Source organism: Methylobacterium crusticola, assembly GCF_003574465.1.
In the GTDB taxonomy this organism is placed as follows: domain Bacteria; phylum Pseudomonadota; class Alphaproteobacteria; order Rhizobiales; family Beijerinckiaceae; genus Methylobacterium; species Methylobacterium crusticola.
The window spans coordinates 16038-28075 of the sequence record NZ_QOWC01000021.1; the positions used below are offsets into that span (position 1 = coordinate 16038).

Sequence of the window (12038 nt, forward strand, 5' to 3'; positions counted from 1 at the left end):
CCGCAACCCGCGTGGTGCCGTCCGGCACGGCCGTCCGCGCCTGCGTGGCGGCGGGCGGCCTCGTGCTCACCCTGTCCGGCACCGCGACCCCGCCGGTCCTCGCGGCGGGCATCCCGCGGGCGGGCCGCCGTCGCGCCTGAGGCCGGCCCTCGGGCGTGGCGCCGCCGCTACGCCGCCGGCCGATTGAGCCGCGAGCCGCCTTCGATCCGCTTGATCACCCGGGCTCCGGGTGCGTAGGTGCTCAAGGCGTGGCGAGAGGATCCGGCAGGATGGGCGGCAGGATTGCGAGTGAGGGCCGGCGGCCAACCGGGCCGGGCCGCCCGTCATGAGCGCGGCACCGAAGGCCGCGCTCCCGGCCGTCCTCGTGGTGATGGGCGTGTCGGGCTCCGGCAAGACCACGGTGGCGAGCCTGCTCGCCGGCCGGCTCGGCTGGGAGTTCGAGGACGGCGACGACTTCCATCCCCCGGCGAACGTCGAGAAGATGCAGGCCGGCACGCCCCTCACCGACGAGGACCGGGGGCCCTGGCTCGCCGCCATCGCGGCCTGGATCGACGGGATCCGGGCGGGCGGCGGCCACGGCGTCGTGACCTGCTCGGCCCTGAAGCGGGCCTACCGCGACGTGCTGATCGGCGCGCGCGCGGACGTGCGCCTCGTCTACCTCGAGGGCGACCGCGCGCTGATCGGCCGGCGGATGGCGGCCCGCCACGGCCACTTCATGCCGACGAGCCTGCTCGACAGTCAGTTCCGGACGCTGGAGGTGCCCACGCCCGACGAGAACCCGCTGGTGGTCTCGGTCGCCCGGGCGCCGAAGGCCATCGTGACCGCCATCGCGGCGGCGCTCCAGCACGCCGCGGCGGCGCCCGGGCACGCCGCGGCGGCGCCCGGGCACGCCGCGCCGGCGCCCAAGGATGGCTCGCCGCCCTGAGGGCCGCGACCCTCCGGACCCCCGGCGGCTTCACTGCACCCGGCGGCTTCACTGCACCCGGCGGCTTCACTGCACCCGGCGGCTTGGCATTTCTCCCGCCTGCATCATCTCTCCCAGGGCCCGCCGGTCCCCGGCCACCCGCCGTGTCCCCCGTCCGAACGGAGAACGGCCTCCGCGCCTACAGGACAGTTTCGAGCCCGGTCCGCCCCCATGATTGCTAGACCGTTCGCGTCGGCCGACAGCATGTTTCCCGGTGGCGGGGAGATGGGCGCGCGCCTGCGGGCCCGGGACTGGGCCGCGACCTCCCTCGGGCCGGTCGAGGCCTGGCCGCAATCGCTCTGCACCGCGGTCCGGATCATGCTCGGCTCGCGCTTCGCCATGTGGATGGCGTGGGGGCCCGAGCTCACGTTCTTCTGCAACGACGCCTACAAGCCCACCCTCGGCGTCAAGGAGGTCTGGGCGCTCGGCTCGCGCTCGGACACGGTCTGGGCCGAGATCTGGCCCGACATCGGCCCGCGCATCGCGCAGGTGCTCGGCACCGGCGAGGCGACCTGGGACGAGGGGCTGCTGCTCTTCCTCGAGCGGCGCGGCTTCCCCGAGGAGACCTACCACACCTTCTCGTACAGCCCGCTCGCCGACGATTCCGGCACCATCACCGGGATGCTCTGCGTCGTCTCCGAGGAGACCGAGCGCGTCATCGGCGAGCGCCGCCTGCGCATCCTGCGCGACCTCGGCGCCCGGATGGCGGCGGCGCGCACGGTCCGGGAGGTCGGCGCGGTGGTGGCGGGCTGCCTCGGGGCGGGCACGCACGACCTGCCGGTCGCCCTCGCCTACCTCGACGGCGAGGGATCCGGCGGCCCGGCGCTCCTCGCCCGGGGCGGCATCGCGGCCGGCCACCCGGCGGAGCGCGAGGTGGCGCGGGCGGCCGAGGCCGCGCTCGGGCGCCTCGATCCGAGCGCCCCCGAGATCGCCCTGGCGGAGCTCGGGCCGCTCTTCGCCGGGATGCCCGCCGGTCCCTGGGACCGCCCGCCCGCCCACGCCCTCGTGCTGCCGATCGCCCAGCAGGGGCAGAGCCGGCCGGCGGGGGCGTTCGTCGCCGGGCTCAACCCCTATCGTCCCCTCGACGAGGCGTATCGCGGCTTCCTCGACCTGTTCGTCGGGCAGATCGCGACGGGGCTCGCCAACGCCAACGCGTACGAGCAGGAGCGGCTGCGGGCCGAGGCCTTCGCGGAGATCGACCGCCAGAAGACGGTCTTCTTCTCCAACGTCTCGCACGAGTTCCGCACGCCCCTGACGCTGATGCTGGGGCCCCTCGAGGAGATTCTCGCCAAGCCCGCGGCGGCGGTCGCGCCGGACGAGCGCCGCCTCGTCGGACTCGCCCACCGCAACGGGCTGCGGCTCCTCAAGCTCGTCAACGCGCTCCTCGACTTCTCGCGGATCGAGGCCGGGCGGGCGCAGGCGGCCTTCGAGCCGACGGACCTCGCCCGCTTCACGGCCGAGCTCGCCTCGAGCTTCCAGTCGGCGACCGACAAGGCCGGCCTCGCCCTGGCGGTGACGTGCGAGCCCCTGCCCGAGCCGGCCTTCGTCGACCGGGAGATGTGGGAGAAGATCGTCCTCAACCTGATCTCCAACGCCTTCAAGTTCACCCTCGCGGGAGAGATCGCCGTCTCCCTGCGGGGCGCGGGCGGGACGGTCCGCCTCGTGGTCGCCGACACGGGCGTCGGCATCCCCGAGGCCGAGCTGCCGCGGCTGTTCGAGCGCTTCCACCGGGTCGAGGGCGCCCAGGGGCGCAGCTTCGAGGGCTCCGGCATCGGCCTCGCCCTGGTGCAGGAGCTGACGCGGCTGCACGGCGGCACGGTCGCCGTCGAGAGCCGGCTCGGCCGCGGCAGCACGTTCACGGTGACGCTGCCGCTCGGCAGCGCCCACCTGCCCGCCGACCGCGTCCGCGCCGAGCGCCGGCGAGACTCGACCGCGACGCGCGCCGAGGCGTTCGTGGCGGAGGCCTCGCGCTGGCTGCGCGACGACGCCCCGGAGCCGGCGGAGGCGGGCCTGGGCGATGCGGGCCTGGGCGACGCGGGCTTGGGCGACCAGGGCTTGGGCGACGCGGGCCTGGACGATCTGGATCTGCCGGCGCCGGGCGTCGCCGACGCGGCGGCCGGGACGGCGCTCCCGGCGCGCCTTCCCGGGCGCGTGCTCCTCGCCGACGACAACAGCGACATGCGCGGTTACGTCCGGCGCCTCCTCGTCGACCGCGGCTACCTCGTCGAGGCGGTGGCGGACGGGCGGGCGGCCCTCGCGGCGGCGCGCCGGGAGCTGCCGGACCTCGTCCTGTCCGACGTGATGATGCCGCGCCTCGACGGCTTCGGGCTGCTCGCGGCCCTCCGGGAGGACCCGGCCCTGCGCGGCATCCCGGTGATCCTGCTCTCGGCCCGGGCCGGCGAGGAGGCGCGCATCGAGGGCCTCGGCGCCGGGGCCGACGACTACCTGATCAAGCCGTTCTCGGCCCGCGAGCTGCTCGCCCGGGTCGAGACCAACCTGCGGCTCGCCCGGGTGCGGCAGGAATCGGCCGACATCCTGCGCGGGGTCAACGAGACCCTGGAGATCCAGGTCGCGGAGCGCACCCGCGAGCGCGACCGGATGTGGCGCCTCTCGAAGGACGTCATGATCATCGCCCGCTTCGACGGGATCATCACGGCGGTGAACCCCGCCTGGACCGACGTCCTCGGCTGGAGCGCCGAGGAGCTCGTCGGCGCCGAGCTCGTCGACTTCGTGCATCCGGCCGACCGGGACAGCACGGCCGCGGAGGTCGGGCGCCTGGAGCAGGGCCTCACGACCCTGCGCTTCGAGAACCGCTACCGGCACCGGGACGGCTCCTACCGCATCCTGTCCTGGACGGCGGTGCCGGCGGAGGAGCACCTGCACGCCGTCGGGCGCGACGTCACCGACCAGCGGGAGCTGGAGGAGGCCTTCCGGCAGTCGCAGAAGATGGAGGCGGTGGGCCAGCTCACGGGCGGCATCGCCCACGACTTCAACAACCTCCTCACCGGCATCGTCGGCTCCCTCGACATGCTCGGCACCCGCCTGAAGCAGGGGCGGATCGAGGTCGCCGACCGCTACATCACCGCCGCCCTCACCTCGGCCCACCGGGCCGCGGCCCTGACCCACCGGCTCCTCGCCTTCGCGCGCCGCCAGCCCCTCGACCCGCGTCCCGTGGACGCCAACGCCCTCGTGCGCTCGCTGGAGGACCTGATCCGGCGCACCATCGGGGAGCGGGTCACCCTGGAGGTCGGGCTCGCCGAGGGGCTCTGGCCCACGCTGTGCGACCCCAACCAGCTCGAGAGCGCGATCCTCAACCTCGTCATCAACGCCCGCGACGCGATGCCGGACGGCGGCCGGCTCACGGTCGAGACCTGCAACACCCGGCTGGACGAGGCCTACGCGGCCGCCCACGGCGACGTCGAGCCCGGCGCCTACGTCTGCGTCGCCGTCACCGATACCGGGACCGGCATGCCGGCCGAGGTGATGCGCCGGGCCTTCGACCCGTTCTTCACCACGAAGCCTCTCGGCCAGGGGACGGGCCTCGGCCTGTCCATGATCTACGGCTTCGCGCGCCAGTCGGAGGGCCACGCCCGCATCCTCTCGGAGGTCGGCCGCGGCACCACCGTGAGGGTCTACCTGCCGCGCCACCGCGGCGAGGCCCCGGCCGCCGCCCCGGCGGCCGAGCCCGCCGAGGCGCTGCTCGCGGGCAGCGGCGAGACCGTGCTGGTGGTCGAGGACGAGCCGGCGGTGCGCGGCCTGATCGTCGACGTGCTGCGCGACCTCGGCTACCGCGCCCTCGAGGCGCGGGACGGCCCCGCCGGCCTCCGGATCCTCAAGTCGCGCGCGCGCGTCGACCTCCTCGTCACCGACGTGGGCCTGCCCGGCCTCAACGGACGCCAGCTCGCCGACGAGGCGCGGGAGCGCCGGCCTGACCTGAAGGTGCTGTTCATCACCGGCTACGCCGAGAACGCCGCCATGGCGGGCTTCCTCGAGACCGGCATGCAGATGATCACGAAGCCGTTCCCGGTCGACCTCCTGGCGCAGAAGATCCGGGCGATGATCGAGGCGTGAGCGCCCGCAAGGCCCCCCGCGGCCGCGCGGGCCGCGCCCCGCGGGCCCCTCAGGAACCGGCCTCGCGGCTGCTCACGAGCCGCGGCCCGGCGGGACGCTGCCCGCTGCGCAGCGCCGCCTTCACCTTGCGGCCGAGCTCGCCGTCCTGGAACGGCTTCTGGACGATCCGGTCGGCGCCGGCCTGGCCGGTCTGCATCAGCGCCGCGGTGTCGGCGTACCCGGTGACGAACAGGATCGGCAGGGCCGGCCGGCGCCGCCTCGCCTCGTGCGCCACCTCGGCGCCGTTCATGCCCGGCATGGCGAAGTCGACCACCATCAGGTCGATCTCGGGGTCGCGGTCGAGGGCCGCCAGGGCGGCGTGCCCGGACCCGGCCTCCCGCACCGCGTAGCCGAGCTCGGCCAGCAGCGTCGCGGTGATCTCGCGGACCGCGCTGTCGTCGTCGACCACGAGCACGACGGGGTGGCCGTCGGCCTGCTGCGACACGGGGCAGTCGGCCCGCGCGGCGAGGCCGGCGCCGAGGGCCGCGGCGCTCGCCCGGGGCAGGTAGACCCGCACCGAGGTGCCCTGCCCCATCTGCGTGTCGATGCGTACGCCGCCGCCCGACTGCTTGGCGAAGCCGTAGACCTGGGCGAGGCCGAGGCCCGATCCCCTGCCGACCTCCTTCGTCGTGAAGAAGGGCTCGAACACCCGCTCCAGCACCGCCGGCGGGATGCCGGTGCCGGTGTCGTTGACCGAGACCATGACGTACTCGCCGGCCTGCGGCTCCTCGGGCGTCCGGGGGCTGCCGAGCCCGACATTGGCGGTCTCGATCGTGAGGGCGCCGCCGACCTCCATGGCGTCGCGGGCGTTGATGGCGAGGTTCAGGATCACGAGCTCGATCTGGGTCGGGTCGACCATGGCGGGCCACAGGTCCCGCTGGTGCACGGTCTCGATCCGCACGGCGCCGCCCATCGAGCTCTGGAGGAGGTCGCGCATCGACGCCACCGTCTCGTTCAGGTCGACGGGCTTGGGGTCGAGGCGCTGGCGGCGGGAGAAGGCGAGGAGCTGCGCCGTGAGGCGGGCGCCGCGCTCGGCCGCGCTCCGCATCATGTCGAGGCGGCGCCGGCCCGTCGCGTCCGTCACCGTGCGCTCGAGGAAGCCGATATTGCCGGAGATCACCGTGAGGAGGTTGTTGAAGTCGTGGGCGACGCCGCTGGTGAGCTGGCCCACCGCCTCGAGGCGCTGCGCCTGCCGCAGGGCGACCTCGACGCGCTCGCGCTCGGCAACCTGGCGGCGCAGCTCCGTGTTCGCCTCGGCGAGCTCGCGGGTGCGCTCCTCGATGCGCGTCTCGAGCGTCTCGTTGAGCGCCCGCAGGGCCTGGTCGGCCGTCTCGCGCTCCGCCCGCGCCCGCGCCTCGGCGAGGGCCCGCACGATCGTGCGCGGGAGCCGGTCGAGCCGCTGCTTGACGACGTAGTCCGTGGCGCCGCCCTTGAGCGCCTCCACGGCGACGTCCTCGCCCAGGGTGCCCGAGACGAACACGAAGGGGATCCCGGGGCAGTGCTCGCGCGCGACCGCGAGGGCGCTCAGGCCGTCGAAGGTCGGCAGGACGTAGTCGGCCAGGATGAGGTCGTGGCAGCGGGAGGCGGCCGCGGCCCGGAAACCCTCGCGGGTCATCACCCGCTCGATGGCGTGCGGGAGGCCGATGCGGGCGACGAACTCGGCCACCAGCTCGGCGTCGAGGTCGCTGTCCTCGAGCAGCAGGATGCGCACGGGCGCCGCCTCGGAGGCGGCCCCGCCGCGTCCGGCGGGCCGGGTCTCGGTCACGCGTTCGATGGCCAGTCCCCCCGGTGCGGCGGCGGCTCGTTCAGCACGGCCCAGAACACCCCGAGGTCCTGGATCGCCTCGAAGAACTCCTTGAAGCCGACGGGCTTCACCACGAAGGCGTTCACCCCGAGATCGTAGGAGCGCACGAGGTCGGCCTCCTCGCGCGAGGAGGTCAGCATCACGACCGGGATCGCCCGGGTCTGGGCGTCGCCCTTGACCTTGGCCAGCACCTCGAGCCCGTCGACCTTCGGCAGCTTGAGGTCGAGCAGCACCACGGCCGGGTCGCGGGCGTCGCGGCTCTCGTGGGGGCCGCGCCGGTACAGGAAGTCGAGCGCCTCGGCACCGTCGCGGCAGATGATGATCTCGTTGGCGAGCTGGCTCCTCTCCAGCGCCGCGAGGGTCAGCTCGATGTCGTTCGGGTTGTCCTCGACGAGGAGGATCGGCTTCAGATCCGCCATCTCACTTGGCCTCCTCTCGGCTCGGCAGCGTGAAGTAGAACGTGGCCCCCTGGCCGGTCTCGCCCTCGGCCCAGGTCTGGCCGCCGTGCCGCTCGACGATGCGCCGGACGTTGGCGAGCCCGATCCCGGTGCCCTCGAACTCCTCGACGCGGTGCAGGCGCTGGAACACGCCGAACAGCTTGCCGACGTAGGCCATGTCGAAGCCGACGCCGTTGTCGCGCACGAAGAAGGTCGGGGGCTGCCCGGGCTCGTCGCGGCGCCCGACCTCGATCACCGCCTCGTCCCGGGCGCGCGTGTACTTGATGGCGTTCGACAGGAGGTTCTCGATCACGAGGCGCAGCATCACCGGGTCGGCGTAGGCCCGGCCGAGGGCGCCGATCTCCCACCGGATCGCGCGGTCCGGGGGCACCTCGCGCAGCGCCTTGCGGCGCACTTCCTCGACCAGGGCGTTCATGTCGCCGGTGATCCGGTTGAGGGAATTGCGCCCCATCTGGGAGAACGACAGCAGGTTGTCGACGAGCGTCCCGGCCGAGAAGGCCGCCTCGATGATGGTGTCGACGTAGTGGCGGCCCTTGTCGGAGAGCCGGTCGCCCTCCCGCGCGCGCAGGAGCTCCGAGTAGCCGACGATGTGGCGGAAGGGCGCCCGCAGGTCGTGGCTCACCGAGTAGGAGAAGGCCTCGAGCTCCTTGTTGGAGCGCTGCAACTCCTCCGTGAGGGCCGCCAGTTCCTCGGCGCGCCGCAGCACGATGCCGAGCACGGCGCCGCGCAGCTCCTTGGCGGCATCGACCTCGACCGGCGACCACGGCGTGGAGCGGCCCTTCAGGGTCTCGCGCCAGATCTCGAACGACTTGCGGGGATGCAGGCGGCTCGGGCCGCCCGAGGGATCGGGCGTCGCCGGCTTGTTGGGGTTGCCGCCCCAGCGCACGGTCTGGACGACCTCGGGCCTGAACCAGAGCACGTAGCTCGCGTACTTCTTCGAGATGCCGATCGCCAGGAGGCCGCTCGCGCGGTCCGCGAAGGCCGCGGCCGGCGGGAACACCTCGCCCAGGGCATCGGTGGCGAACACCTCCTCGCCGTCATGCTGGGCCGCGAGCCAGCCGTAGACCCGGCGCACCTCCGACCGCGACGGCGTCGCGCCGAGGAGCCAGCACTGCTCCTTCGTCACCACGGCGGCGCCCGCGGAGCGGGTCACCGCGAGGACGTCGTCGGGATGCTTCAGGAGCCCGTCGAGGAAGCGCTCCTCCTGCGCCATGAAGGCGAGCAGGCGGCTCTGGACCGCGCCGAGGCGCAGGCGCAGGTCGGACCGGGCGCCGCGCTCCTTCGCGGCGAGCTGGAGCGCGAAGATGCGGGTGAGGAAGTCGCAGGCGTTGCGGGCCTGGAGCGGGACGCGGCGCGGTGCCCCGTTGTGGCAGGAGATCAGGCCCCAGAGCGCGCCGTCGACGAGGATCGAGACGGACATCGAGGCCATGGTCTCCATGTTGCGCATGTACTCCACGTGAACCGGGGAGACGCTGCGCAGGATCGACTGGCTGAGGTCGAGCGGCCGCCCGCTCGACGGCGTCAGCGCCGGCTCGATGGGCACCGGCGCGTAGCCGGCGTCCGGGATGATGCGCAGGCGGTTGCGCCGGTAGAGCTCGCGCGCCTGCGCGGGGATGTCGGAGGCCGGGAAGCGCAGGTCGAGGTAGGAGGGCAGGACGCCGTTGCCGTCCTCCGCCACCACGGTGCCGTGCCCGTCCCGGTCGAAGCGGTAGACGAGCGCCCGGTCGAAGCCGGTGACGTGCCGGATGTCGCGCGCGACGAGGGCGCAGAGCTCCGCCACCGACGGGGCCGCGTGCAGCCCCTCGACGAAGGCGCTCAGGCGCGGGTAGAGCGCGTCGAGGCTCGCGCCCGCGCTGTCCTCGCCGCTGGCCTCCTCGAGCTCGAGCAGCGTGAGGTCGCCCGAGCCGTGGGCCGCGACGTCGAAGGCGCGCACGCCCTCGTCGGTCGGGAGGCTCACGGTGCGCAGGTAGGCCGCGCCGTCCCGGGGCGCCTCGGCGCGCGCGGCCGGCGCGAGCAGGTCCGCGAGCGCGGGAAAGACCTCGCCGAGGGGCCGCCCGAGCACCGGGACGGACCGCCCGCGCGCCATGGCGGCGGCGTTCGCGCTCGCCTGCACGATGCGGTGCTCGGGCCCCTCCAGCGCGAGCAGGAACCCGTGCGGCTGGATGCTGCCGAGGATGTGGATCGGCTCCCGGTCGCAGGCCGAGAGATCGGCCGACTGCCGTGCCCGTGCCGTCTCGCTCACGTGGGGTCGCCTCCCGCTCCCGCCTGGGCGCCGGCTCTCGAGCTGCGCCGCGCGGGCAGGCTCCTCCGCCGGCATGCCGGGTGGCCCCGCGGCCTCTCAGGTCCCGGACGGGGTCTACGCCGGCGGCCGCTCGTCCCGCAACCGAACCGATGGCCGCACACGTGCACCGTCGCGCTCCACCGACCCGGCTCCCGGGTTCCCGACATCCCCTACGGTCATCTAACCGTCAAGGCTCGATCCTGTTCCTCGCCCGGACGGCGTTCCGGGGCGGGCCGCGCGGGCGGGCCGACCCGGCGGGCCGCGGCCGTCAGGCACGCCAGCGCGGCGGCTCCTCGTAGCCGAGCGACGCGACGATCTCCCGGTAGGCGGCCTCCGGAAACGCCTTCAGGGTCTGGGTGCGGATCGCGCCCAGCATGCCGAGCTGCAGGTTGAACCGGGCCGCGACCGCGTCGTCGGGCGCCTCGTAGACCGCCACGCAGTCGTAGGTGCCCATCGTGAGGAAGAAGTGCTGGAAGCGGCCGCCCATCTCGGCGAGCAGCGCCTTGGCGGCGTCGAGCCGGCGCGGCGAATCCGACGCCGAGCGGGCGCCCTGGTCCGTCCAGTTCGCCAGCATGATGTAGGTCGTCATGTGAGAGCCTCCCGTGCAGAGGGCGACCGGGGCCGAGTGTCCCATGGCCGCCGCCGGGCGTCCAGCCGGAGGCCGCGCCCCAAGCCGCCGGTCCGCGGCCTCGCGCGGGGCGTCGCGGCCCGTCCAAGTCGTCCCGCACGCCGGCAGAGTCCTGCCCTCACCGTTCGATGTCGTGGCCCGCCGATCATCCTCTAAAGGCGGTATCCCGCTCGCCATCGGGCTCGATTAATCTGAGAGTGCGGAGACTTCTGCGCAGCAGCAGTCAGAAAACACCAGGAGATAGAGCGTGCCCGATGCGAGCAAAACCTCACCCACATACCTCGTCGAGCTGTCGACGGAGATCGTCGCGACCTACGTAGCCCACAACTCTCTTCCGGCCTCCGAAGTCCCGAGCTTCCTCATCCGGGTCCACGAGGCTTTCACCAGCATCAGCAAGACGCCTGAACCCGAAGCGCCGGTTCTCACACCGGCCGTGTCGATCAAGAAGACCATCACGCCGGACCGGATCATCAGCCTCGAGGACGGCAAGGGCTACAAGACGTTGAAGCGACATCTCGGCAAGCTCGGTCTGACGCCGGCGACCTATCGCCAGAAGTGGGGCTTACCTCACGATTACCCGATGGTGGCCGCCAACTATGCCGCGGAACGGTCCGCCCTGGCGCGCGCCTCCGGCCTCGGCACCCACAGGGCGGCCGCCAAGGCCGCGACCAAGGACGACACGGTGAGCGAGCCGAAGCCGCGAGGCTGAAGGCGGAGCGCCGGGAGAGCCGCGCCGCAAGGGGCGGTTCCCCTGCCCCGGGCCTGCGCCCCCGCGCCGGCGCCGCCGGTCCCGGCTCCCCGCGGGATCCAGGGACGCGCGCCTCCAGGCGGGTCGCCGCTCGACCACGGCCACGTCCGGCAGCGGCCGACCGCGGCGCAGAGGGCGTCCCGGGCGAACGGCGCGCCGACGTGATCGTTCCTGCCGGCCGCGCGGATCGCCCGGGTCGCCGCGGGACCGCCCGCCCCGCCATCCGCCCGCGCGCACGGGCGGTTGTCTCCCGCCCGCGCGTCCCCCGGGCCCCGGCGACGGCCTCAGTTCATCCGGCTGCGGCGGTCGGCCCGGATCCGCATGGCGAGGTGCCGGCCGAGTTCGAGCAGCACCAGGTCGATCAGCCGGCGCAGGAAGGGCTGCGCGGCCTCGTCGATCGCCGCCCGGGCGGCGAGGCAGCAATCGGCTGCGCGCTCGAGCGGGTGGGCGGCCGGGGGCTGGGTCTCCCGGGCGTAGACGCGGCCGCCGAGGGGGCTGCCGGTCATGTCCAGCATGATGCCGCGACCAATCAGGGGCCGGCCGGCCGCGTCGAGGGCGAAGCGGCCGCGGGCGAGCACCCACCGGACCGCGCCGTCCGGCAGCCGGATGCGGTACTCGGCCACGTAGGACGTGCCCGCGGCGGCGCACTGCTCCCGGCGCCGCGCCACCTCGGGCCGGTCCTCCGGATGGATCCGGTCGAGGAACGCGGCGATCGGCACGCCCGTCTCGGCGCCCGCGGGGTCGAGGCCGAAGAGGCTGAGGATGGTCGCGTCGGCGAAGATCAGGTCCTCCCGAGGCTGCCACGTCCAGGCGCCGAGGAGGTCCGGCTCCGCGAGTGCCGCCTGCAGCACGGCTTGGAGCGGCCGCGCCCGATCGTTCGTATCCCGCCTCACCGTCGCCTCCGCGCCGCGCCGCCCCGTGCCGGACGCCCGCCGCGACCCGGCGGGGCGTCCTGACGCAAACGCGCGAACGGCCCACTCGGGGCCGGGAAGCCGTGCGGTTTCAGGAGGATGGGTCGGGCATCCCGCGCGATGGTTAGACGATG

The 12038-nt window shown here is 74.1% G+C and carries 9 protein-coding genes; 4 read left to right on the forward strand and 5 right to left on the reverse strand.

The features are described from left to right. Window positions 1–14 precede the first annotated feature (14 nt). The 3 genes from DT057_RS37230 (at window position 15) to DT057_RS12990 (ending at window position 5035) form a co-directional block, all read left to right on the forward strand. Entirely contained in the window at window positions 15–140 is a 126-nt protein-coding gene (locus tag DT057_RS37230; RefSeq protein ID WP_269153003.1) for a hypothetical protein, read from the forward strand. Window positions 141–325: 185 nt separating this feature from the next. Beyond that, window positions 326–925 (forward strand): gluconokinase, encoded by a 600-nt coding sequence (locus DT057_RS12985; protein ID WP_128562528.1) that lies wholly within the window; start codon window positions 326–328, stop codon window positions 923–925. Between the two features lie 264 nt (window positions 926–1189). Then, on the forward strand, window positions 1190–5035 hold the full coding sequence (locus tag DT057_RS12990; protein WP_203236261.1) for an ATP-binding protein: 3846 nt from the start codon (window positions 1190–1192) through the stop codon (window positions 5033–5035). 49 nt (window positions 5036–5084) lie between these two features. On the opposite strand, the gene DT057_RS12995 is transcribed toward DT057_RS12990, so the two are convergent. The 4 genes from DT057_RS12995 to DT057_RS13010 all read right to left on the reverse strand — a co-directional run bounded on the left by DT057_RS12995 (window position 5085) and on the right by DT057_RS13010 (window position 10206). Continuing rightward, window positions 5085–6839, reverse strand: coding sequence for a hybrid sensor histidine kinase/response regulator (locus DT057_RS12995; RefSeq protein WP_238313242.1), 1755 nt, complete (start codon window positions 6837–6839; stop codon window positions 5085–5087). Further along, window positions 6836–7297 (reverse strand): response regulator, encoded by a 462-nt coding sequence (locus DT057_RS13000; RefSeq protein WP_128562531.1) that lies wholly within the window; start codon window positions 7295–7297, stop codon window positions 6836–6838. The genes DT057_RS12995 and DT057_RS13000 overlap by 4 nt, the downstream gene beginning before the upstream one ends. A 1-nt stretch (window position 7298) precedes the next feature. Continuing rightward, window positions 7299–9578, reverse strand: coding sequence for an ATP-binding protein (locus DT057_RS13005; RefSeq protein ID WP_238313244.1), 2280 nt, complete (start codon window positions 9576–9578; stop codon window positions 7299–7301). Window positions 9579–9885: 307 nt separating this feature from the next. Then, window positions 9886–10206: a GYD domain-containing protein gene (locus tag DT057_RS13010; RefSeq protein ID WP_128562533.1), complete on the reverse strand. Its 321-nt coding sequence runs from the start codon at window positions 10204–10206 to the stop codon at window positions 9886–9888. Window positions 10207–10492: 286 nt separating this feature from the next. Between DT057_RS13010 and DT057_RS13015 the strand changes: the two genes are divergently transcribed. Further along, a complete protein-coding gene (locus tag DT057_RS13015) occupies window positions 10493–10954 on the forward strand; it encodes a Ros/MucR family transcriptional regulator (RefSeq protein ID WP_128562534.1) in 462 nt (153 codons plus the stop codon). 323 nt (window positions 10955–11277) lie between these two features. Here DT057_RS13015 and DT057_RS13020 read toward each other — a convergent pair whose 3' ends face one another. Next, the gene (locus tag DT057_RS13020) at window positions 11278–11886 is read right to left on the reverse strand and encodes a PAS domain-containing protein (RefSeq protein WP_162501390.1); all 609 of its coding nucleotides are present in this window, start codon (window positions 11884–11886) and stop codon (window positions 11278–11280) included. Between the last annotated feature and the right edge of the window lie 152 nt (window positions 11887–12038).

Bases quoted from the DNA above. Each gene is read 5' to 3' on its own strand.
- DT057_RS12985 (WP_128562528.1), top strand. From the start codon at position 326: ATGAGCGCGGCACCGAAGGCCGCGCTCCCGGCCGTCCTCGTGGTGATG.
- DT057_RS12990 (WP_203236261.1), top strand. From the start codon at position 1,190: ATGGGCGCGCGCCTGCGGGCCCGGGACTGGGCCGCGACCTCCCTCGGG.
- DT057_RS13000 (WP_128562531.1), bottom strand. From the start codon at position 7,297: ATGGCGGATCTGAAGCCGATCCTCCTCGTCGAGGACAACCCGAACGAC.
- DT057_RS13010 (WP_128562533.1), bottom strand. From the start codon at position 10,206: ATGACGACCTACATCATGCTGGCGAACTGGACGGACCAGGGCGCCCGC.